At 62.1% G+C, this 20,033-nt stretch carries 21 protein-coding genes; 9 read left to right on the forward strand and 12 right to left on the reverse strand.

Annotated features, from left to right (window positions below; all coding sequences use genetic code 11):
• Positions 1 to 191: 191 nt before the first annotated feature.
• Positions 192 to 1,055 (reverse strand): universal stress protein, encoded by an 864-nt coding sequence (locus B0W55_RS13970; RefSeq protein WP_077046563.1) that lies wholly within the window; start codon positions 1,053 to 1,055, stop codon positions 192 to 194.
• Positions 1,056 to 1,218: 163 nt separating this feature from the next.
• Here B0W55_RS13970 and B0W55_RS13975 point away from each other — a divergent pair, with 163 nt between their 5' ends.
• Positions 1,219 to 1,827 (forward strand): tRNA-(ms[2]io[6]A)-hydroxylase, encoded by a 609-nt coding sequence (locus tag B0W55_RS13975; protein ID WP_077046564.1) that lies wholly within the window; start codon positions 1,219 to 1,221, stop codon positions 1,825 to 1,827.
• Between the two features lie 102 nt (positions 1,828 to 1,929).
• On the opposite strand, the gene B0W55_RS13980 is transcribed toward B0W55_RS13975, so the two are convergent.
• The 4 genes from B0W55_RS13980 to B0W55_RS13995 all read right to left on the reverse strand — a co-directional run bounded on the left by B0W55_RS13980 (position 1,930) and on the right by B0W55_RS13995 (position 5,461).
• Entirely contained in the window at positions 1,930 to 2,418 is a 489-nt protein-coding gene (locus tag B0W55_RS13980; protein WP_077046565.1) for a GFA family protein, read from the reverse strand.
• A gap of 259 nt (positions 2,419 to 2,677) precedes the next feature.
• Positions 2,678 to 3,295, reverse strand: a complete 618-nt coding sequence (locus B0W55_RS13985; protein ID WP_077046566.1) for a DNA-3-methyladenine glycosylase — start codon at positions 3,293 to 3,295, stop codon at positions 2,678 to 2,680.
• A gap of 18 nt (positions 3,296 to 3,313) precedes the next feature.
• On the reverse strand, positions 3,314 to 4,396 hold the full coding sequence (locus tag B0W55_RS13990) for a bifunctional transcriptional activator/DNA repair enzyme AdaA (RefSeq protein ID WP_077046567.1): 1,083 nt from the start codon (positions 4,394 to 4,396) through the stop codon (positions 3,314 to 3,316).
• Between the two features lie 168 nt (positions 4,397 to 4,564).
• Positions 4,565 to 5,461, reverse strand: a complete 897-nt coding sequence (locus B0W55_RS13995; RefSeq protein ID WP_077046568.1) for a DMT family transporter — start codon at positions 5,459 to 5,461, stop codon at positions 4,565 to 4,567.
• 89 nt (positions 5,462 to 5,550) lie between these two features.
• Between B0W55_RS13995 and B0W55_RS14000 the strand changes: the two genes are divergently transcribed.
• Both B0W55_RS14000 and B0W55_RS14005 read left to right on the forward strand, forming a co-directional pair.
• The gene (locus tag B0W55_RS14000; protein WP_077046569.1) at positions 5,551 to 6,882 is read left to right on the forward strand and encodes a PLP-dependent aminotransferase family protein; all 1,332 of its coding nucleotides are present in this window, start codon (positions 5,551 to 5,553) and stop codon (positions 6,880 to 6,882) included.
• Between the two features lie 82 nt (positions 6,883 to 6,964).
• The gene (locus tag B0W55_RS14005) at positions 6,965 to 7,558 is read left to right on the forward strand and encodes a LysE family translocator (protein ID WP_077046570.1); all 594 of its coding nucleotides are present in this window, start codon (positions 6,965 to 6,967) and stop codon (positions 7,556 to 7,558) included.
• Between the two features lie 169 nt (positions 7,559 to 7,727).
• Here the strand turns inward: B0W55_RS14005 and B0W55_RS14010 are convergent, their stop codons facing one another.
• The gene (locus B0W55_RS14010; RefSeq protein WP_077046571.1) at positions 7,728 to 8,561 is read right to left on the reverse strand and encodes an AraC family transcriptional regulator; all 834 of its coding nucleotides are present in this window, start codon (positions 8,559 to 8,561) and stop codon (positions 7,728 to 7,730) included.
• Between the two features lie 33 nt (positions 8,562 to 8,594).
• Positions 8,595 to 9,098, reverse strand: coding sequence for a VOC family protein (locus B0W55_RS14015; RefSeq protein ID WP_077046572.1), 504 nt, complete (start codon positions 9,096 to 9,098; stop codon positions 8,595 to 8,597).
• Between the two features lie 321 nt (positions 9,099 to 9,419).
• Here B0W55_RS14015 and B0W55_RS14020 point away from each other — a divergent pair, with 321 nt between their 5' ends.
• From B0W55_RS14020 to B0W55_RS14045, 6 genes are all read left to right on the forward strand, one after another.
• Entirely contained in the window at positions 9,420 to 9,668 is a 249-nt protein-coding gene (locus B0W55_RS14020) for a transmembrane sensor/regulator PpyR (protein ID WP_077046573.1), read from the forward strand.
• The gene (locus B0W55_RS14025) at positions 9,668 to 10,828 is read left to right on the forward strand and encodes an NnrS family protein (protein ID WP_077046574.1); all 1,161 of its coding nucleotides are present in this window, start codon (positions 9,668 to 9,670) and stop codon (positions 10,826 to 10,828) included. The genes B0W55_RS14020 and B0W55_RS14025 overlap by 1 nt, the downstream gene beginning before the upstream one ends.
• 134 nt (positions 10,829 to 10,962) lie before the next feature.
• Positions 10,963 to 11,418 carry a (2Fe-2S)-binding protein gene (locus B0W55_RS14030; protein ID WP_077046575.1) on the forward strand — a complete coding sequence of 152 codons (456 nt, stop codon included), beginning with the start codon at positions 10,963 to 10,965 and terminating at the stop codon, positions 11,416 to 11,418.
• Positions 11,419 to 11,423: 5 nt separating this feature from the next.
• The gene (locus B0W55_RS14035) at positions 11,424 to 13,592 is read left to right on the forward strand and encodes a xanthine dehydrogenase family protein molybdopterin-binding subunit (protein WP_077046608.1); all 2,169 of its coding nucleotides are present in this window, start codon (positions 11,424 to 11,426) and stop codon (positions 13,590 to 13,592) included.
• 1 nt (position 13,593) lies between these two features.
• Positions 13,594 to 14,175: a hypothetical protein gene (locus B0W55_RS14040; RefSeq protein ID WP_077046576.1), complete on the forward strand. Its 582-nt coding sequence runs from the start codon at positions 13,594 to 13,596 to the stop codon at positions 14,173 to 14,175.
• Positions 14,176 to 14,249: 74 nt separating this feature from the next.
• Positions 14,250 to 14,822, forward strand: a complete 573-nt coding sequence (locus B0W55_RS14045; protein ID WP_077046577.1) for a GGDEF domain-containing protein — start codon at positions 14,250 to 14,252, stop codon at positions 14,820 to 14,822.
• A gap of 130 nt (positions 14,823 to 14,952) precedes the next feature.
• Here the strand turns inward: B0W55_RS14045 and B0W55_RS14050 are convergent, their stop codons facing one another.
• The 5 genes from B0W55_RS14050 to B0W55_RS14070 all read right to left on the reverse strand — a co-directional run bounded on the left by B0W55_RS14050 (position 14,953) and on the right by B0W55_RS14070 (position 20,029).
• Positions 14,953 to 15,378 (reverse strand): VOC family protein, encoded by a 426-nt coding sequence (locus B0W55_RS14050; RefSeq protein WP_077046578.1) that lies wholly within the window; start codon positions 15,376 to 15,378, stop codon positions 14,953 to 14,955.
• 130 nt (positions 15,379 to 15,508) lie between these two features.
• Positions 15,509 to 16,303, reverse strand: a complete 795-nt coding sequence (gene fabI, locus B0W55_RS14055; protein ID WP_077046579.1) for an enoyl-ACP reductase FabI — start codon at positions 16,301 to 16,303, stop codon at positions 15,509 to 15,511.
• Between the two features lie 19 nt (positions 16,304 to 16,322).
• The gene (locus B0W55_RS14060; protein ID WP_077046580.1) at positions 16,323 to 17,933 is read right to left on the reverse strand and encodes an ABC transporter ATP-binding protein; all 1,611 of its coding nucleotides are present in this window, start codon (positions 17,931 to 17,933) and stop codon (positions 16,323 to 16,325) included.
• A 1-nt stretch (position 17,934) separates the two neighbouring features.
• On the reverse strand, positions 17,935 to 18,954 hold the full coding sequence (locus B0W55_RS14065) for an ABC transporter permease (RefSeq protein WP_077046581.1): 1,020 nt from the start codon (positions 18,952 to 18,954) through the stop codon (positions 17,935 to 17,937).
• Position 18,955: 1 nt separating this feature from the next.
• A complete protein-coding gene (locus B0W55_RS14070) occupies positions 18,956 to 20,029 on the reverse strand; it encodes a microcin C ABC transporter permease YejB (protein WP_077046582.1) in 1,074 nt (357 codons plus the stop codon).
• Positions 20,030 to 20,033 lie beyond the last annotated feature (4 nt).

The following is a 20,033-nucleotide window of genomic DNA, read 5'->3' on the forward strand; positions in this document are numbered from 1 at the left end:
AGCTGCCTTGCCACAGCAAGCTGCCTTGCCACAGCAAGCTGCCTTGTCACAGCAAGCTGCCTTGTCACAGCAAGCTGTCTTGCCAAAACAAGCTGCCTTGCCACAGCAAGCTGCCTTGCCACAGCAAGCTGCCTTGCCACAGCAAGCTGCCTTGCCACAGCAAGCTCCCTCGCCACAAAGAGCAGGCCGGTTCAATGCTTGCCGGCAATCTCCTCCAGGTGATCCTCGATCTCCTGCGGCTTGAGCACCAGCACATCGCTCTCTACCGCATCGAGCACCACCTCCGCCGTATTGCCGATCAACGTCCCTGAAAACCCGCTGCGCGCCACGGTGCCGATCACCGTCACGGCCGCTTGCAGCTTGTGCACCATGAACGGGATCAACACATCCGCCGGGCCTTCTTCGATGTGCAGGTGCGCGTCGTCGATGTCGAACTCCGCCTGGAACGCCCTGCATTGCTCGCGATAGCGCGCCTCGATGGTTTCCTTGAGCTGGAAGGTCGGGTCCGCCGAGGACAGCATCGGCGAAGGGTGGGCGCTGATCACATGCAAATGCCCTTTGGCCAGGCTGGCGATGTCATAGCCGTGATCGATGATGGTGTTATGCAGGTGGCGGTGTTCAGGGTCGGTATTGCCGACATCGACGGCCGCCAGAATGACTTTGTCCTTCCAGGAGCCGGCGGTTTTCACCAGCAGGACCGGGGTAGGGCAGTGGCGCAGCAGCTTCCAGTCCGCCGGGGTCAGCAAGGCCTTCTTCAACGCGCTGTCGGGAAAGTGCTGCTTGACCACCAGGCCACAGCCTTCGGCCTGCTGCACATCGACGATGGTTTCGTGCAGGCTCTGATTCCACGCCTGTTCGGTGGTGACGCTGTAACCGTCCTCCAGCAAGGCGGCCTTGAGCACGCCCAGCATGGCGCTGTGATCATGCTTGGGGTCGCACACCAGCAGGTGCAGATGCGCCTGGGTCACCCGTGCAATCACCTTGGCCCGTTTCAGCGCCAGGCTTTCCGAGTGTTCGGGCTCGATGACCACCAGAATGCTGCGAATGGCTTGCATGATCGGGATCTCCTGAAAATGAAAAAAGCATGGCGTTGCACAACTATAGTTGCTGCCCGCCGGCAGGGGCGTTGATGCATATCAATGCACGGCGACTGGTGGTCTGCCGGCAGGCCGGTATAATCGGCGCCCTTCGTTTTGAACCTTTTATTCCGTGGGCCCCATGATCCTTCCCGAAATTCACGAATTCCTTGGCTGTCGCACCCCCGACGGCTGGGTCCAGGCCGCGCTGGCCGATCAGGAAACCCTGCTGATCGACCACAAGAACTGCGAATTCAAGGCCGCCAGCACCGCGCTGAGCCTGATTGCCAAATATCACGCCCACGTTGACCTGATCAACATGATGTCGCGCCTGGCCCGGGAAGAGCTGGTGCATCACGAACAGGTCATGCGCCTGATGAAAAAACGCAAGGTCGAACTGCGTCAGTTGTCCGCCGGACGCTACGCCTCGGGGTTGCGCAAAGTGGTGCGCAGTCACGAGCCAGTGAAACTGGTGGATACCCTGGTGGTCGGCGCGTTCATCGAGGCCCGCAGTTGCGAGCGTTTCGAGGCGCTGGTGCCGCATCTGGACGAGGAACTGGGCAAGTTCTACTTCGGCCTGCTCAAGAGCGAGGCCCGGCATTTCCAGGGTTATCTGAAACTGGCTTACCAGTACGGTGACGCCAAGGACATCGCCCAGGTGATCGACAAAGTCCGCGCCGCCGAGCAGGAACTGATCGAGTCGCCGGATGTTGAATTTCGCTTCCACAGCGGCGTTCCCGCCACCGCCTGACCACTTCTGTAGGAGCGAGCATGCTCGCGATGGTCGTCAACGATAACGCTGGCTGTCTGACACCCCGCAGTGTCCGTGAATGCCTCGCGAGCAAGCTCGCTCCTACAAGCTCAATCCCAGCCGCTCATGCCAATCGGCAATGGATTCCTCGGGATAGACATCGAACTGCTTGTCGCCCGGCTTGATCTCCACCTCTACCCACGGCGCCTTGGAATCGAGCAGCAAATGGGTGTGCTCCGGCGGCACCGGCAGCGGGGTGTCGATGGCCGAGGCGAACGGGTGGATCAGTTCCGGCCATTCCGGGCTGAACAACCACAAACCTGACCCACACACCGAACAGAAATGCCGCTCGGCACTGCTGCGATGAGCTCGCGCTTCACCGTCGCCCTTGAGCAGCGCATGGTAGATCGCGACGTTCTTGCGCCCGCGGACCCGCAGGCTGTCGGCATCCCCGGCAATATTGATCGAATAACCGCCCCCGCCCTGGGTCTTGCGGCAGATCGAGCAATAGCACCGTTGATACGGATAGGGATGCTCACTGGTGAGGCTGAACGAAACGGCGCCGCAATGGCAGGAGCCTTCGAGATGCATGGTGGTCTCCGTTGCAATCGGGATGATCCCATCAGCCTAGACCGGCACCAGAATCGCGTCGCCGGCGGCCACTGGTTTCAAAGTAACCTGTTTGCTGCAGCCTGGTGGGCAAGCGTGCGGAGATCTTCGGCGGCCCCTTCGCGAGCAAGCCCGCTCCCACATTTGGACTGCATTCCCTCTGCAGAAGCTGACGCGCTTCCAGATATGGAATGCATTCCCCTGTGGGAGCGGGCTTGCTCGCGAAGAACGATAACGCGGTCTACCGGGCCGGCACCCGCCACAAATACCACGCAGCCACCGTCCGATACGGGCTCCACGCCTGCCCAATCTCAATCATCTGTTTGCGCGTGGGCTGCACCGCCAATCCCTTCCAACGCCGATACCCCTCACGCACGCCAAAATCATCCGCGGGCAAGATATCCGGCCGCTCCAGGCTGTAGATCAACAGCATCTCCACCGTCCAGCGGCCCACGCCGCGCAGGGTGACCAGTCGTTCGATCAACGCTTCGTCGTCCATGGCCAAGGCGCTGGCGTAGTCCGGCACCACACCGTCCAGGGTCGCTTGAGCAATACCCTGGATAGTGGCGATCTTGCTCGCGGAAAAGCCGCAGCTGCGCAGTTGATCGAAGTCGCTGGCGACAATTTGTTCGGGCCTGGGGAACGTGACCTGCGGAAATAGCGCAAGCAGTCGTCCGACGATGGCATCACCGGCCCGGGCGTGCAGTTGCTGGTAGGCAATCGCCCGCACCAGCGACTCGTAGGGATCGCGGGCAGGGTGGGGTTGATGCAGGCAGGGGCCGATGGCGTCGATGTGCCGACGCCAGTCGTCATCCAGGGATGCCAGCCAGTGCATGGCGGGCAGGTAAGGGTCAGGCATGGAGCGTCCTGCTTGTGTTCAAAGGGCCAGTTGCTCGGTGAGCTGCACCGCGGCATTTTCCAGCCGCAACAGAAACGCCTTGCGTGGCTGGCCTCCAGCGTAGCCGGTCAGCGAGCCGTCGGCGCCGATCACGCGATGGCAGGGCACCACGATCGAAAGGCGGTTGTGACCGTTGGCCAGACCCACGGCGCGGCTGGCGCCGGGTTTGCCCAGCAGGCGTGCGATGGCGCCGTAGGTGGTGGTATGGCCGTAAGGAATGTTGGCCAGTTCGGCCCAGACCCGGCGCGAGAACTCGCTGCCAGGCATGTGCAGGGTAACGCTGAATTCACTGCGTTGGCCAGCAAAGTACTCGGCCAGTTGCTGTTCGATGTGCTGCAAATGCGCGTTATGCCCCGGTGCGACGGCGTAGCCGAAGCGGTGTTGCAGGGATTCGACTTGCCGGGTCAGGGATGGCTGGTCAAGAAATTCCAGCAGCACCAGGCCGCGCCGTTCGGCCATGGCGATCATCGGTCCCAGGGGCGTGGTCAGGCGAGTGAACAGCAAGGGTTCGCTGTTGGCGGCGCGGCCCGGGGTGATGTGGAAGGACTTCTGGAACGCGTCGCGAAAACCGCTCAGGGATTCGTAACCGGAGTCGAAGGCCGCGCTGTCGATGGAATCGCCTTGCTTGATGCCGCCCAACGCCATGCCCAGGCGCCGGGTGCGCAGCCAGGCATGGAAAGTCATGCCGAAATGCTGCTTGAACCAGCGACGCAATTTCAGCGGCTCGATGCCTTCGGCCTGCAACTGGGCGTCGCTCCAGCGCTGCTCGGGGTCGCCGTCCACCAGGGTCAGCAAGCGCTGTACCCATGGCGGCGCAATCGCCGCAGCGTCCATGGGTTTGCAGCGCAGGCACGCTCGATAGCCCGCCGCCAAGCACTCATCGGCGTGACCGAAGAACTCGACGTTCTCCGGTTTCGGGCTGCGCGCGGTGCAACCGGGGCGGCAGAAAATTCCGGTGGTCTTGACCGCGGTAAAGAACACCCCCTCATAGGAAGTGTCTCGTTCGAGCATGGCGCGAACCATCTCGGCGCGGGGTGGAAGGAGCGTGTTTTGTAAGTTCATGGGCGCAGCATAGAACGGGGCGACAGGCGCCTCCACCGGAAAATCGACAGGGAATTTCTTCAGCTACGCCGTGCCATCAGCAACACCGAGGCGGCCGCCGACAGCAGCCTTCACGCCACTCGGGTGAATCGCCCCATAGAGTCAGGTCGCCAGTTGCCGGAGCAGTGCCTAGCGAGCGAACTTCTTCGCCCCGGCCACACAGGCAATCACCGCGACAGTCACACCCAGCATGCCGATGCTTACGTGCTCATGCAGCAGGGTCGCCGCCAGTGCCAGGCCGAAAAACGGTTGCAGCAGTTGCAACTGCCCGACGGCGGCAATCCCGCCCTGGGCCAGGCCCCGATACCAGAACACGAAGCCGATCAGCATGCTGAACAGCGACACATACCCCAGGCTGAACCAGGCGGGTGTGCTGATGGTGCTGAACGACGCCGGCATGCGCCACCAGGTCAGGGCCGCCATGACCGGCAGCGCCAGCACCAAGGCCCAGCAGATCACCTGCCAGCCGCCCAAGGTGCGGGACAATTTCGCGCCTTCGGCATACCCCAGGCCACAGGCCAGGATCGCCAGCAGCATCAGGATGTCGCCCTGAGGCGAGGCGCTCAGGCCCTGGGCGAGGGCAAAGCCGACCACCAGCAGGCTGCCCAGTATCGAAAAGAACCAGAACACCGGCCGAGGCCGTTCACCACCGCGTACTACCCCAAATACCGCAGTGGCCAGAGGCAGCAGGCCGACGAAGACGATGGAGTGCGCGGACGTCACGTACTGCAGTGCCAGGGCGGTCAGCAGCGGAAAGCCGAGCACCACGCCCAATGCCACGATGGCCAACGGCAGCAGTTGCTGACGCGCCGGGCGCTTTTCCCGGAACAACAGCAGCAGGCCGACCGCCAGAAGCGCCGCAATGGTCGCGCGGGCGACCGTAAGAAACACCGGGTCGAATTCTGCCACCGCCACCCGCGTCGCGGGCAATGAGCCGCTGAAGATCACCACGCCGATCAAGCCATTGATCCAGCCGCTGACGCCGTTTTCCAGTACCCGGTTTTGCAAGTTCGAAGTCCGTTCCATGTCGCTCACACTCATTGATGGGTTGCATGAAACCCATGCTATGGCTGAGTATCGATACAATCAAAAAATTGTCATGGATACATCTCGACATGCCACGCTCGCGCTATAAATCCCTGGTCGATGCCTTTGCCGCTGACATCCGTTCAGGCCAATTGCCCCCCGGCACACGGCTGCCCACCCATCGGCAATTGGCGTTGGAGCATGGTCTGGCGCTGGTCACGGCGAGCCGGGTCTACGCGGAACTGGAGGGCATGGGCCTGATCAGCGGCGAAACCGGACGCGGGACCTTTGTCCGGGAGACGTCGCTGCCGCCCGGTCAGGGGATCTCGCAGTCGGTGGTGGCGGCGGGGATGATCGACCTCAACTTTAACTATCCGTCGCTGCCCGGCCAGGCGGATTTGTTGCGCACGGCGCTGCGTCAGCTTGCGTTGTCCGGCGACCTGGAAGCGCTGCTGCGTTATCAGCCCCACGCCGGCCGCCTGCACGAACGCGCCTCGGTAGCGCGGCATCTGGTCGAGCGCGGCCTCAAGGTGTCGGCCGAACAGGTGCTGATCGTCAGCGGCGCCCAGCATGGCCTGGCGGTGGTGATGATGACGCTGCTCAAGCCCGGCGATGTGATCGTCGCCGATGCCTTGACCTATCCAGGGTTCAAGACCCTGGCCGAAACCCTGCACCTCGAAGTACTGCCCATTCCCGTCACCGACCTGGGGCCGGATCTGCCGGCCCTGGAAAAGCTCTGTCGCAATCGCCCGGTACGGGCCATCTACTCGATGCCGACCCTGCAAAATCCACTGGGATGGGTGCTGAGCGCCGATCAGCGCGAACGGTTGGTGGCGATTGCGCGCCAGCATGACCTGACGATCATCGAGGATGCCGCCTACGCGTTCCTGGCCGAGAATCCGCCGCCACCCCTGGTGGAAATGGCGCCGGAGCGCACGGTGTATGTCAGCGGTTTATCGAAAAACATCGCCACCGGTTTGCGCGTCGGCTTTATCGCCGCGCCCGCGCGCTGGATCGCGGGATTCGAACGCACGATCATGGCCACCACCTGGAACACGCCTGGCGTAATGACGGCCATCGCCACTGCCTGGCTGGACGATGGCACCGTGGTCAAGTTGGAGGCGCAAAAGCGTGCAGACGCACGGGCCCGCCAAGCAATGGCCCGTGAGCAGTTGGCGGGGCTGCGGATCATCAGTCACCCGTCCTCGTACTTCATCTGGCTGCCGTTGACCGAGGATGCCCGCGCCGACCGGATCGCCATGGCCTTGATGCGGGAACAGGTATCGGTTTCGCCGGCCGAACCCTTCGCGATCACCAGCCATGTGCCCCACGCCATTCGCCTGGCTTTAGGGTCGGTGGACGTGGAGTCGCTGCGTCAGGCGCTGGTGAAAGTGAAGCGGGTGGTGGGCTATTACCAGTAGCGCAGGGCAGTTTTGTTCAATACGCGCCGTGTCGCGCTCTTTACCTTGAGGCCTGGTTCAACTGACAGGAAGAAGGTGTGCGATGAGTCTGATGATGTCCATGGCGGCGTTTGCGCTGGCCGCTTCGATCACCCCGGGGCCGGTGAATATCGTGGCCTTGAGTTCCGGCGCCCGTTTCGGCTTTCGCGCCAGCCAGCGGCACGTGGCCGGGGCGACCCTGGGGTTCGTGTTACTGCTGGTGCTGATGGGCCTGGGGTTGCATGAGTTGTTGCGGCTCTGGCCGGCCCTGACCCAGGTGGTGCAGTGGGCCGGGGTGGCATTTTTGTTGTACATGGCATTCAAGCTGGCGGCGGACAACGGCCAGCTTGAAGCCAAAGACGCAAGTCGCGCGCCGTCGATGCTGTACGGCGCGGTGATGCAATGGCTCAACCCGAAAGCCTGGCTGGCCTGCGTGGCCGGCATGGGAGCGTTCGTCGCCGATGGTGAAGCGCGGTTGGTGTGGCAGTTTGCGGCGGTGTACCTGGTGATCTGTTATCTGTCGGTGGGCTGCTGGGCTTATGCCGGGACGTTTTTGCGCGGGTACTTGAACAATCCGGCGGGGATGCGGTTGTTCAATCGGCTGATGGCGATGATGTTGGCGGTGAGTGCGGTTTACCTGGTACTGCCCGGCAGCTGACCTGATGCTGCCCGGCAGTTGACCTGTGGCGAGGGAGCTTGCTCCCGTCCGGCGGCGAAGCCGTCGCGAAACCTGAATGCATGGTGTGCCTGAAGAATCGCCGGGGGCCGCTTCGCAGCCCAGCGGGAGCATGCTCCCTCGCCACAATGAATATGCCGAGGGCTGATGCTCACCCCCGATACTGCCCCGGCGTCGCCGCCAGGTGCTGCTTGAACGCCCGCTGGAAATGCGCCTGATCGGCAAACCCCGCTTCCAGCGCGACATCGGCAATCAACCGGCCATTGCGCAGTTGATCCCGGGCGAACTGGATGCGCTGGTTGACCACGAAGGCGTGGGGCGTCATGCCGTAGTGTTGCCTGAAGGCGCGGATCAGGTAAGAGGGCGACAATTGCGCCGCTTCGCAAATGTCTTCGAGCTTGAGCATCTGCGTGCAGTGTTCGCGGATGAAGTCGGCGGCGCGTTCCAGTTTGAAATTGGGTTCGCGCAGCACCTGTTCGATCGGGTTCAGCCGCAGTTGCACCTCGGTAAAAAACTCCACCGCCGCGCTATGCTTGCCCAGCACGTCCTGCTGCGGATCCAACAGCACCTCATACAGCGTCTTCAGCCCGGCGAACAACCCGGCGTCCGTCGTGTGGGTGACCGCAAAGCGCCTGAACGCCAGGTCGTCGCTGAACCCCAGTTGATGCTGCAGGTCGGTCAGCCACGGGGTGTCGACATACAGCATCAGGTAGGACCAGGGCTGATCATCGATGGGGTTGCAGGCATGGACGTCAGCGGGGTTCATTAGCACCACGGTGCCGGCGCTGACCTCGAACCGGGATTGTTCGTGGACATAGGTGCTGCGCCCGGCCGTGATCGCGCCGATGGAAAAGTGTTCGTGGGCATGCCGCGTGTAGCACACCTCGCGCCCGTCGGCGATGGCCCGCGCCTCGATGAAGGGCAGGGCGTCGTCGCGCCAGAAACGCGGGGCCTTGTCAGTGTCCTTGAGTGTCGAGCGCTTCATGTTCAGTCCTTGGCCGGTCAGCCTCGGAGTGTATTAGCTCTCGCCATTGAAGGCTCGTTGCAGTGCGGCGATATCGAGTTTTTTCATCTGCATCATCGCCGCCATCGCGCGCTGGGATTTGTGGGTGTCGGGGTCTTTGAGCATGTCCATCATCGCCACCGGCACGATCTGCCACGACACACCGAACTTGTCCTTGAGCCATCCGCACTGCTGCGCCTCCACGGGCCCGCCGGCGGACAGCCGGCCCCAGAAGTGATCGACTTCTTCCTGGGTCTGGCAATTGACCTGAAACGAAATCGCCTCGCTGAAGGTGAAATTCGGACCGCCGTTAAGGCCGGTGAATGTCTGGCCGTCCAGTTCGAAGCTGACCGTCAGCACCGAGCCTTCCGGATGCCCGTGGACCTCCTGGCCGGCCTTGCCGTAGTGCGTGATGGCAGTGATTTTTGAATGATCGAAGATCGCGCAATAGAACTTGGCAGCCTCTTCGGCCTGGCCGTCGAACCACAGGCAAGGCGTGAGTTTTTGAACATGGAGCATGGTGGGTCTCCCTGGCAGTTTTTGCAGGCTGGACTATCAGCGTAGTCAGCGTGGGGGAGTCTTGTGGGGCCGTAGATCGCCAAGCCATGAAATTGCGGGTTGTCTGGTTTCCAGCGTTATCGTTCGCGTCCATCGCGAGCGAGCTCGCTCCTACAGGGGTGGGTGTGGTCATTATGACTTTGAGGTGTGTCAAGTTGACTCGGTTTCGATGGAGTCTTTTTGACATGGATGGGATCAAGTTGTTGATTTTTATGGGGTAAATTTCTGACACGAGACTTGATATAGCCAACGTACAACTGAACTGCTACAGGAGTACGGAAAATGTTCCATTTCTTCAGCAATCCTCAGAACGTTCTGCACCTTTCCAGCCGTGTCCTCGGCCTTGGCCTGGCGATGTTGCTGGCCGGCATCTACGGCGCTTACCTCTACGACGGTCACCTGTCGATCGTGGCCCTGGTGGCGATGCACGCGATGACCATTGTCGGGCCGACGCTGTTGAAAATCGGCTACGTCATGCGTCTGCTGTCCCAGCACCGCCTGAGCAACCCCCTGGCCGTGGCGCTGGCCTGATGCGCAAGCGGTTGGCGGCACCCGTGTGGAGCATCGGTTTTCGCCCGTTCTTTCTGGCCGGTGCCGCGTTTGCCGTGTCGGCGGTGGCGATTTGGGCGCTGTGGTTGTACGGCCGCTTGCCCGGGGCACACCCAGTGGGCGGCATGCTCGCCTGGCATCGGCACGAAATGCCATTCGGTTTCACAGTGGCGATCATCGCCGGGTTTCTACTGACGGCAGTGCCCAACTGGACCGGGCGGCCAGCACTCAAGGGCTGGCCGTTGGTCGGCCTGTTACTGGTCTGGCTGCTGGCGCGACTGGCCTGGCTGGTGCCAATTCCTCCTGCGCTGCTGCTGATACTGCAACTGCCTTTTCTGCCGCTGCTGGCTGTCGTCCTCGGTCTTGATCTGATAGCGGCCGGCAAGCGTGACCACTATCCGATCCTGTTGATGGTGTTGCTGTTGGCCGGCTGTCAGGCCATGACCCTCTGGGGCTTTTTTACCGATGATGTCGGGGTGCAACGCCGCGGGATGCTGACGGCGTTGTGGCTGGTGGGCGCGCTGATGAGTGTGATCGGCGGGCGCGTGATCCCTTTCTTCATTCAGCGCGGATTGAATCGCAAGGCCATGCCGGCGGCCAACCCTTTGCCGACGCGGGTTCTGATGGTGTGCGGTTTTCTGGTCGCCCTGACCTTCGCCGCCGGCATGAACGAGGCGCCAAGGCTGTGGCTGGCAGTGCTGTTTGTGCTGATGGGGCTGCTGCATCTTCAGCGCCTGTGGCGCTGGCACGATCGCGGTATGTGGCGTGTGCCGTTGCTGTGGTCGCTGTACCTGTCCTACGTCTGGCTGGTGGCGGCGGTGTGTGCCATGGCGTTGTGGCATGCCGGGTGGATGCCGCAGCAGAGCCTGGCCACTCATTCCCTGGCGGTGGGTGGGGCAGGTGGCTTGATATTGGCGATGATCGCCCGGGTCAGCCTGGGTCATACCGGGCGCCCCTTGCTGGCGTCGAAGGCGATTGTCCTGGGGTTTGTCCTGGTGCTGGTGGCCGGTTTGACGCGGGTGGTGCTGGTGCCGTTTTCCGCATGGGGGTTGGCGGTGACGGCGTTGCTCTGGTGTACGGCGTTCGGGCTGTTCTTGTGGCGTTACACCGGTATTTTGCTCAAGCCCAGACACGCCGATTGACGACCGGTGGTCGATACACATCGGTCTGGCGGGCAAATTGCGCTTAGCTGAAGGGATAACCCCAGGCGTGCGCAGGTGCTTGATTGCCACAGCGGCGCGCGCTTCAGAACACCGTGAGTCTGAGGACCTTCGCAATGCTGACCCTCAATATCAATGGCCAGGACCAGGAACTGGACGTCCCCGCGGACATGCCGCTGTTGTGGGTCCTGCGCGATGTCGCGCACCTGACCGGGACCAAGTTCGGTTGCGGCATGGCCCAGTGCGGCGCCTGTACGGTCCACGTCGACGGCGCACCGCTGCGCTCATGCATCACGCCTGCCACCGCCGTGGCCCATGGCCAGAAAATCCTCACCATCGAAGGCCTGTCCCTGGACGGTTCGCACCCGGTGCAGCAGGCCTGGGCCGAGCTCGATGTGGTGCAGTGCGGTTATTGTCAGTCGGGGCAGATCATGTCGGCGGCGGCGCTGCTGGCGAAGATCCCGCAGCCGACCGACAGTGATATCGACCAGGCGCTGTCGGGCAACATTTGCCGTTGCGGCACCTATCCAAGAATCCGCGCGGCGGTCAAGCGCGCGGCGCAATTGGGTTGATGGCCATGAACAGCCTCAATCCGCTGTCACGCCGTGGTTTTCTCAAGGGCAGTGCCGTGCTGGGTGGCGGGCTGGTGGTGGCGTTTGTCATCCCAGGCAGCCATCGCTTTGCCGTGGGCGCCGAGAACCAGGGCAATGTGTTCGCACCCAACGCCTTCCTGCGCATCGGCAATGACAACAGTGTCACGGTATTGCTGGGCCACGCGGAAATGGGTCAGGGCATCTGGACCGGCCTGACCATGCTGATTGCTGAAGAGTTGGACGCCGACTGGTCGAAAATCCGCGTCGAACATTCCCCGGCCTCTGCCAAGGATTACGGCATGGCCGGTTTTGGCGGCATGCAGATCACCGGCGGCTCGACCTCGACCTGGATGGAGTTCGACCGCTATCGCCAGGCCGGAGCGGCGGCGCGGTTGATGCTGATCGAAGCGGCGGCCAAGCGTTTCAAGGTGGCGCCGTCGGCCATTCGTACCCAGTCGGGCGTGGTGATTGCCGGCGATCAGCAGGCCACCTACGGTGAACTGGCCGACGACGCCGGCCAGCTGCCGGTGCCGGACCCGGCATCGCTCAAGCTCAAGGAGGCGAAGGACTGGACGATCATCGGCAAGCCCACCCAGCGCCTGGACACACCGGAGAAAATCACCGGCCGCGCCAAATTCGGCATGGACGTGCAGTTCGACGGCCTGATGACGGCGATGGTCGCCCGTTCGCCGGTGTTCGGCGGCAGCGTCAAATCCTTTGAAGGCGCTCAAGCGCTGGCCATTCCCGGCGTGCATAAAGTGGTGCAGGTGCCGACCGGCGTGGCGGTGATCGCCGATCATTACTGGGCAGCGAAGCTGGGCCGCGATGCCCTGAAAGTTGAGTGGAATCTGGGCCCGCACAGCGGTCTGGACAGCCAGAAACTGCTGGAGACTTTTCGTAAACTCGCCGCCACACCGGGCCTGCCGGCCAGTCAGGCCGGCGACGCCAAGGCCGCGCTGGCCAAGGCGAGCAAGACCCTCGACGTCGAATACAACGTGCCCTACCTGGCCCACGCGCCAATGGAGCCGCTCAATTGCACGGTCAAGATCAGCAAGGACAAATGCGAGATTTGGACCGGCACGCAGTTCCAGACCCTGGACCAGATGATTGCCGGGAAAATCACCGGGCTGAAACCCGAGCAGGTCGAAATTCACACGGAGTTCCTCGGCGGCGGCTTCGGCCGGCGGGCCAATCCGACCTCGGACTTCGTCGCCGAAGCGGTGGAAGTGGCCAAAGCGGCGGGTGAACCGGTGAAGACCGTGTGGGCCCGGGAAGATGACATCCGTGGCGGCTATTACCGTTCGGCATTCCTGCATCAGGCGCGGGTAGGGCTGGGGCCCGATGGCCTGCCGATGGCGTGGAAGCATGTGCTGGTCGGGCAGTCGATCATGGCCGACACCTTGCTCGAGGCGGCCATGGTCAAGAACGGCATCGACAAGACCTCGGTGGAAGGCGTGGCGGACAGTCCCTATATCGAAGGTCTGGCCGACCATCAGGTCGAGCTGCACTCACCGAAAACCGGGATCAACGTGCTGTGGCTGCGCTCGGTGGGGCATACCCACACCGGTTTCGTCATGGAGTCACTGATCGATGAACTCGCCGCGGCGGCGGGCAAGGATCCGGTGGAATACCGACGCACCTTGCTCAAGGATCATCCGCGGCATCTGGGCGTGCTGAACCTGGCGGTGGAAAAGGCCAACTGGAAGGCGCCGCTGCCCGATGGCCATGCCTTGGGCGTGGCGGTGCATGAGTCCTTCGGCAGTTTCGTGGCTCAAGTGGCCGAGGTGTCCCAGGACAACCTGGCCATTCGCGTGCATCGGGTGGTGTGTGCGGTGGACTGCGGCATCGCGGTCAACCCCAGGAGCATCGAGGCGCAGATGCAATCCTGTATCGCCTTCGGCCTGGGGTTCACCCTGCACAGCAAACTGACAATCAAGGACGGCAGCGTGGTGCAGTCCAATTACCACGATTACCAAGTGCTGCGACTGCATGAAATGCCGGTGGTCGAGGTGCATATCGTGCCCAGCAGCGAGAAGCCCGGCGGCATCGGCGAGGCCGGTGTGCCGCCCACGGCGCCAGCCGTGGCCAACGCGGTGTTCGCCCTGACCGGGCAGCGCTTGCGGGAATTGCCGCTGCAGTTGTCGGGGGTGTGAGATGAAACGACATCATTGGGTACTGGGCTCGGTCATGCTGGTGTGCCTGTTTATCTATGCGACCGAGTTGTTTGCCGACGACCAGGCGGCGCTCAAGGCGTTCGACACCGTGCAGAAGGTGTTCCAGAGCCCTCGCTGCCAGAACTGCCATATCCCGGGGGATTCGCCGTTGCAGTTCGACGCGGGAATTCCCCATGCGATGAACGTGGTGCGCGGCATGGACGGTAAAGGTGCGGCGGGATTGCCCTGCGCCACGTGCCATGCCGAAGCCAATCCTCCGGCCAGTTATGGCCCCAAGGCGCCGCCGGGTGCGCCGCACTGGAGCCTGCCGCCGGCGGCACACAAAATGGCCTGGATCGGCCTGCCGCCGGACAAGCTGTGCAGCATGATCAAGGACCGTTCGAGCAACGGCGACCGGGATTTTGCGGCACTGATCAAGCATGTCAGCGAGGACAAACTGGTGCTCTGGGGCTGGAATCCGGGCGGCAATCGCGCCCCGGTGCCGGTGCCCCACGATATTTTCGTCACCCAATTCAAACTCTGGGCCGATGCCGGTGGGCCATGCCCGGTCGTGGGCAGCTGACCAACGGGCCGTAAACAGGGAGTCAAACCCGATATCGAAGACTCTAAAGAACATACCCACCACTGGAGTATGTGATGCTGATTTCAGGCAAACCGCACAAATCAGGTGGACGTGCAGGGACGCCACAGCAAGCGCGTGAATGGCTGCGCGATCTGGCCCGCCAGGCTGAGCAAGAGCTGATCGGCGTGCAAATGGCGAGCATGGATGAGCTGACGCTGCTGCCCAATCGCCACGGCTTCATTGCCCTGGCCGACATGGGGCTGCAAGCCTGCGCTCAACTGGGTCGGCCGGCCACGCTGCTGTTCTTCAACCTCGATGAATTCAAGCGCATCAACTACCTGTTTGGCCGTGCCGAGGGCGACCATGCGCTGAAAACCTTTGCCGATGTGCTGCGCATCGGTTTTCGGGAAAGCGATGTGATAGGGCGGCTGGAGGGCGCCACTTTTGTCGCTTTGCTCACGGGCTCGGGCGCGGTGGAGATCGCTGCGATCAAGGCGCGGCTTGAGGAGATGCTCGATGAGCGCTATGCCATGGCTCATCGGGGGTATGAAATTCGATTCAGCATTGGGCAGATCGAGCATGACACGGCTTTTCATGGCTCGGTTGAGGAGCTGTTGGAAGAGGTCGATAGGGTGATGGGGCGGTAGTTTTGTGGGGTTTTGGCGGGCCTCTTCGCGAGCAAGCCCGCTCCCACATCTTGACCGCATTTCATCTGAAGGCACTCGGTCAAAAATGTGGGAGCGGGCTTGCTCGCGAAGGCGTCCTCACAGTCGCCACCTACTTGGCAAACAACTGCCCGATATCCTTGAACGCCTTGAACTCCAGTGCATTGCCACAGGGATCGAACAAGAACATCGTCGCCTGTTCCCCAACCAGCCCCTGGAAGCGAATCCCCGGTTCGATCACGAACGGCGTCTCCAGCGCCGTCAGCCGTTCGGCCAGCGCCTCCCATTCAGCCATCCCCAACACCACGCCAAAGTGCGGCACCGGCACGTCATGACCGTCGACCGCGTTGGTGTGGGCGGCTTCCTGGGAGGCGTTCTTCGGCGCCAGGTGGATCACCAGTTGATGACCGAAAAAGTTGAAATCGACCCAGTGATCACTGGAGCGACCTTCTTCCAGGCCGAACACGCTGCCGTAGAAGTGCCGCGCGGCGGCCAGGTCATACACCGGTATGGCGAGGTGAAAGGGGGAGAGCTGCATCGGGCGAGCCTCGATTGTTGGGAGATGAAACCCAGTTTAGCCACGCTCGCGCAGAGATCGCATCAATCCAGGAATCGCAGGCATAAAAAAACCCGCCAGACGAGGCGGGTTTTTTGTGGCTAACCGAAAATCACTCTTCGATGTTGCCCATGGCCGTGGTGTTGAAGCCACCGTCCACGTACATGATTTCGCCGCTGATGCCCGACGCCAGGTCCGAGCACAGGAAGGCGCCGGCGTTGCCGACTTCTTCGATGGTGACGTTGCGACGCAGCGGGGTTTGCGCTTCGTTGGCGGCCAGCATCTTGCGGAAGTTCTTGATGCCGGAAGCGGCGAGGGTGCGGATCGGGCCGGCCGATACGCAGTTGACGCGTGTACCGTCCGGGCCCAGGGAGCCGGCCAGGTAACGAACGCCCGCTTCCAGGGAGGCCTTGGCCATGCCCATCACGTTATAGTTGGGCATGGTGCGCTCGGCGCCCAGGTACGACAGGGTCAGCAGGCTGCCGTTGCGGCCTTTCATCATTTCGCGACCAGCCTTGGCCAGGGCCACGAAGCTGTAGGCGCTGATGTCGTGAGCGATGCGGAAACCTTCACGGGTGGTGGCTTCGGTGAAGTCGCCGTCCAGTTGGTCGCCCGGGGCGAAGCCGACGGAGTGCACGATGCAGTCCAGGCCTTCCCACTTCTTGCTCAGTTGTTCGAAGACCTTGGCGATTTCGGCATCGCTGGCCACGTCGCACGGGAAGCACAGCTCAGGGCTCGAGCCCCAGCCTTGTGCGAATTCTTCGACACGACCCTTGAGTTTGTCGTTCTGATAAGTGAAGGCAAGCTCAGCGCCCTCGCGATGCATGGCGGCGGCGATGCCGGATGCGATGGACAGCTTGCTGGCGACACCGACGATCAGTACGCGCTTACCGGCGAGAAAACCCATGTGTTGCTCCTCTTTCAGGTTATTGCGCAGTGTCTGGAACCAGGAAGGCGGCTTCCAGCAACTGCTGTGTATACGGATGTTGGGGAGCGGCAAAGATACTTTGCGCGTCTCCCTGTTCGACCACTTGACCATGCTTGACCACCATCAGCTGGTGGCTCAGCGCTTTGACGACAGCCAGGTCATGGCTGATGAACAGATACGTCAGGTTGTACTTTTTTTGCAGTGAACGCAGCAGCTCCACCACCTGGCGTTGAACGGTGCGGTCCAGGGCCGACGTCGGCTCGTCCAGCAGAATCAACGCCGGTTTTAACACCAATGCCCGGGCAATGGCGATTCTCTGCCGTTGCCCGCCGGAAAATTCGTGGGGGTAGCGGTTCCGGGTTTCCGGGTCCAGGCCTACCTCCCTCAGTGCTTCAATGATCGCTTGTTCCTGCTCCGCCTCGGTGCCGATCTTGTGGATGCGCAGGCCTTCACCGACGATCTGGCTCACGCACATCCGTGGGCTCAGGCTGCCGAACGGGTCCTGAAACACCACCTGCATCTCCCGCCGCAGCGGCCTGACCTGTTGTTGCGTCAGGCAGTCTAGCTGCTTGCCTTCAAAACGGATGGCACCCTGGCTGCCGATCAACCGCAAAATCGCCAGGCCCAGGGTCGACTTGCCGGAACCGCTCTCGCCCACGATGCCCAGGGTCTGGCCCTGGGGCAGGCTGAAATTGATACCGTCCACCGCCTTGACGTAATCCACCGTGCGTTTGAGCAGCCCTTTTTTGATCGGAAACCAGACCTTCAAGTCATCGACCGTCAACAACGGCGGGCCGATTTCATTGGTCGCCGGGGTCCCGCTAGGCTCCGCTGCCAGCAGGATCCGAGTGTACGGATGCTGCGGCGCACGAAACAATTCCTCACAAGATGCCTGTTCGACGATGCAACCGCGCTGCATGACACATACGCGGTGCGCAATTCTTTTCACCAGGTTCAAATCGTGGCTGATCAACAGCAAAGCCATGCCCAGGCGCGCCTGCAGTTCCTTGAGCAATTCGAGGATTTTCAGCTGAACGGTCACGTCCAGCGCGGTGGTGGGTTCATCGGCGATCAGCAGTTCCGGCTCGTTCGCCAGGGCCATGGCGATCATCACCCGTTGACGCTGACCGCCAGACAATTCATGGGGCAGGGCCTTTAGACGTTTGTGCGGCTCAGGAATGCCGACCATCTCCAGCAGCTCAAGGGTGCGCTTGGTCGCCACTTTGCCGACCAGGCCCTTGTGGATGCCCAGCACCTCGTTGATCTGCTTCTCGATCGAGTGCAGCGGATTGAGCGAGGTCATCGGCTCCTGGAAGATCATCGCGATGCGGTTGCCGCGGATGTGGCGAATGGTCTTCTCTTTCAGTTCCAGCAGGTTCTGCCCGGCGTACTCGATCGTCCCCGAGGGGTGCCGGGCCAGCGGGTAGGGCAGCAGCCGCAGGATCGAGTGGGCGGTCACCGATTTGCCGGAACCGCTTTCACCCACCAGCGCCAGGGTTTCGCCACGCTTGATATCGAAACTGACACCTTCGACCACGCGCTGGCTGTGCTCGCCCACGACGAACTCGACGGCGAGGTCGCGCACTTCGATCAGATTGTCCTGATTCATTTCACTTCCTCGGGTCGAAGGCATCGCGAGCGGACTCGCCGATGAACACCAGCAGGCTCAGCATCAGTGCAAGCACCGCAAACGCGCTCATGCCCAGCCACGGCGCCTGCAGGTTGGATTTGCCCTGGGCTACCAGTTCACCTAGCGACGGGCTGCCCGCCGGCAGGCCGAAGCCGAGGAAATCCAGGGCGGTCAGCGTACCGATGGCGCCGGTCAGGATGAACGGCATGAAGGTCATGGTCGAGACCATGGCGTTGGGCAGGATGTGGCGGAACATGATCGCGCCATTCTGCATGCCCAGCGCCCGGGCCGCACGCACGTATTCCAGGTTGCGCCCGCGCAGGAACTCGGCGCGCACCACGTCCACCAGGCTCATCCAGGAAAACAGCAGCATGATTCCCAGCAGCCACCAGAAGTTGGGCTGCACGAAACTGGCCAGGATGATCAGCAGGTACAGCACCGGCAACCCGGACCAGATCTCCAGGAACCGCTGGCCCGCCAGGTCGACCCAGCCGCCGTAGAAGCCCTGCAAGGCGCCGGCAATCACACCGACGATCGAACTGAGAATGGTCAAGGTCAGGGCGAACAGTACCGACACGCGAAAGCCGTAGATCACCCGGGCCAGCACGTCGCGGCCCTGGTCGTCGGTGCCCAGCAGGTTGTCCGCCGACGGCGGTGCGGGGGCCGGGACCCGCAGGTCGTAGTTGATGCTCTGGTAGCTGAACGGAATCGGCGCCCACAGCACCCAGGCGTCCTTGGCCTTGAGCAGTTCGCGGATGTACGGGCTCTTGTAGTTGGCTTCCAGCGGGAACTCGCCGCCGAAGGTGGTTTCCGGGTAGCGCTTGAGCGCCGGGAAATACCAGCCGTTGTCGTAGTGCACCACCAACGGTTTGTCGTTGGCGATCAATTCGGCGCCGAGGCTGGCGCCGAACAGGATCAGAAACAGCCACAGCGACCACCAGCCGCGCTTGTTGGCCTTGAACAGTTCGAAGCGGCGGCGATTGAGAGGGGACAGGTTCATCTCAATGCTCCCGGCTTTCGAAGTCGATGCGCGGATCGACAAAGGTGTAGGTCAGGTCACCGATCAGTTTCACCACCAGCCCCAACAGGGTGAAGATGAACAACGTGCCGAACACTACCGGGTAATCGCGGTTGATCGCTGCTTCAAAACTCATCAGACCCAGGCCGTCGAGGGAAAAGATCACCTCCACCAGCAGCGAGCCGGTGAAGAAAATCCCAATGAACGCCGACGGGAAACCGGCGATCACCAGCAGCATGGCATTGCGGAACACGTGGCCGTAGAGCACGCGATGGTTGGTCAGGCCCTTGGCCTTGGCGGTCACCACGTATTGCTTGTTGATTTCATCGAGGAAGCTGTTTTTGGTCAGCAGGGTCATGGTCGCGAAGTTGCCGATCACCAGGGCGGTCACCGGCAGCGCGAGGTGCCAGAAGTAGTCGAGGATCTTGCCGCCCATGCTCAATTCGTCAAAGTTGTTGGAGGTCAGGCCCCGCAGCGGAAACCAGTCCAGGTAACTGCCGCCGGCAAACACCACGATCAACAGGATGGCGAACAGGAACGCCGGGATCGCATAGCCGACGATGATCAGGGAACTGGTCCAGACGTCGAAGTGGCTGCCATGCCGTGTAGCCTTGGCAATCCCCAGGGGGATCGACACCAGGTACATGATCAGGGTGCTCCACAGTCCCAGGGAGATCGACACCGGCATCTTTTCCTTGATCAGGTCGATGACCTTGGCATCGCGGAAAAAACTGTCGCCGAAATCCAGGGCCGCATAGTTCTTGACCATGATCCACAGGCGTTCCGGCGCCGACTTGTCGAAGCCGTACATGTGTTCGATTTCCTTGATCAGCGCCGGGTCCAGGCCCTGGGCGCCGCGATAGGCGGAACCGGCCACCGACACTTCGGCACCGCCGCCGGCAATGCGGCTGGTGGCACCTTCGAAGCCTTCGAGCTTGGCGATCATCTGTTCCACCGGCCCGCCGGGCGCGGCCTGGATGATCACGAAGTTGATCAGCAGGATGCCGAACAGGGTCGGGATGATCAGCAGCAGTCGCCGAAAAATATACGCCAGCATCTGA

The sequence above is a fragment of the Pseudomonas sp. KK4 genome, assembly GCF_001984065.1.
Classification (GTDB): Bacteria; Pseudomonadota; Gammaproteobacteria; order Pseudomonadales; family Pseudomonadaceae; genus Aquipseudomonas.

What these genes read in the sequence shown, in the direction of transcription:
- B0W55_RS13970 (WP_077046563.1), bottom strand. Translation starts at nt 1,055, where the DNA reads ATGCAAGCCATTCGCAGCATTCTGGTGGTCATCGAGCCCGAACACTCG.
- B0W55_RS13975 (WP_077046564.1), top strand. Translation starts at nt 1,219, where the DNA reads ATGATCCTTCCCGAAATTCACGAATTCCTTGGCTGTCGCACCCCCGAC.
- B0W55_RS13980 (WP_077046565.1), bottom strand. Translation starts at nt 2,418, where the DNA reads ATGCATCTCGAAGGCTCCTGCCATTGCGGCGCCGTTTCGTTCAGCCTC.
- B0W55_RS13985 (WP_077046566.1), bottom strand. Translation starts at nt 3,295, where the DNA reads ATGCCTGACCCTTACCTGCCCGCCATGCACTGGCTGGCATCCCTGGAT.
- B0W55_RS13990 (WP_077046567.1), bottom strand. Translation starts at nt 4,396, where the DNA reads ATGAACTTACAAAACACGCTCCTTCCACCCCGCGCCGAGATGGTTCGC.
- B0W55_RS13995 (WP_077046568.1), bottom strand. Translation starts at nt 5,461, where the DNA reads ATGGAACGGACTTCGAACTTGCAAAACCGGGTACTGGAAAACGGCGTC.
- B0W55_RS14000 (WP_077046569.1), top strand. Translation starts at nt 5,551, where the DNA reads ATGCCACGCTCGCGCTATAAATCCCTGGTCGATGCCTTTGCCGCTGAC.
- B0W55_RS14005 (WP_077046570.1), top strand. Translation starts at nt 6,965, where the DNA reads ATGAGTCTGATGATGTCCATGGCGGCGTTTGCGCTGGCCGCTTCGATC.
- B0W55_RS14010 (WP_077046571.1), bottom strand. Translation starts at nt 8,561, where the DNA reads ATGAAGCGCTCGACACTCAAGGACACTGACAAGGCCCCGCGTTTCTGG.
- B0W55_RS14015 (WP_077046572.1), bottom strand. Translation starts at nt 9,098, where the DNA reads ATGCTCCATGTTCAAAAACTCACGCCTTGCCTGTGGTTCGACGGCCAG.
- B0W55_RS14020 (WP_077046573.1), top strand. Translation starts at nt 9,420, where the DNA reads ATGTTCCATTTCTTCAGCAATCCTCAGAACGTTCTGCACCTTTCCAGC.
- B0W55_RS14025 (WP_077046574.1), top strand. Translation starts at nt 9,668, where the DNA reads ATGCGCAAGCGGTTGGCGGCACCCGTGTGGAGCATCGGTTTTCGCCCG.
- B0W55_RS14030 (WP_077046575.1), top strand. Translation starts at nt 10,963, where the DNA reads ATGCTGACCCTCAATATCAATGGCCAGGACCAGGAACTGGACGTCCCC.
- B0W55_RS14035 (WP_077046608.1), top strand. Translation starts at nt 11,424, where the DNA reads ATGAACAGCCTCAATCCGCTGTCACGCCGTGGTTTTCTCAAGGGCAGT.
- B0W55_RS14040 (WP_077046576.1), top strand. Translation starts at nt 13,594, where the DNA reads ATGAAACGACATCATTGGGTACTGGGCTCGGTCATGCTGGTGTGCCTG.
- B0W55_RS14045 (WP_077046577.1), top strand. Translation starts at nt 14,250, where the DNA reads ATGCTGATTTCAGGCAAACCGCACAAATCAGGTGGACGTGCAGGGACG.
- B0W55_RS14050 (WP_077046578.1), bottom strand. Translation starts at nt 15,378, where the DNA reads ATGCAGCTCTCCCCCTTTCACCTCGCCATACCGGTGTATGACCTGGCC.
- fabI (WP_077046579.1), bottom strand. Translation starts at nt 16,303, where the DNA reads ATGGGTTTTCTCGCCGGTAAGCGCGTACTGATCGTCGGTGTCGCCAGC.
- B0W55_RS14060 (WP_077046580.1), bottom strand. Translation starts at nt 17,933, where the DNA reads ATGAATCAGGACAATCTGATCGAAGTGCGCGACCTCGCCGTCGAGTTC.
- B0W55_RS14065 (WP_077046581.1), bottom strand. Translation starts at nt 18,954, where the DNA reads ATGAACCTGTCCCCTCTCAATCGCCGCCGCTTCGAACTGTTCAAGGCC.
- B0W55_RS14070 (WP_077046582.1), bottom strand. Translation starts at nt 20,029, where the DNA reads ATGCTGGCGTATATTTTTCGGCGACTGCTGCTGATCATCCCGACCCTG.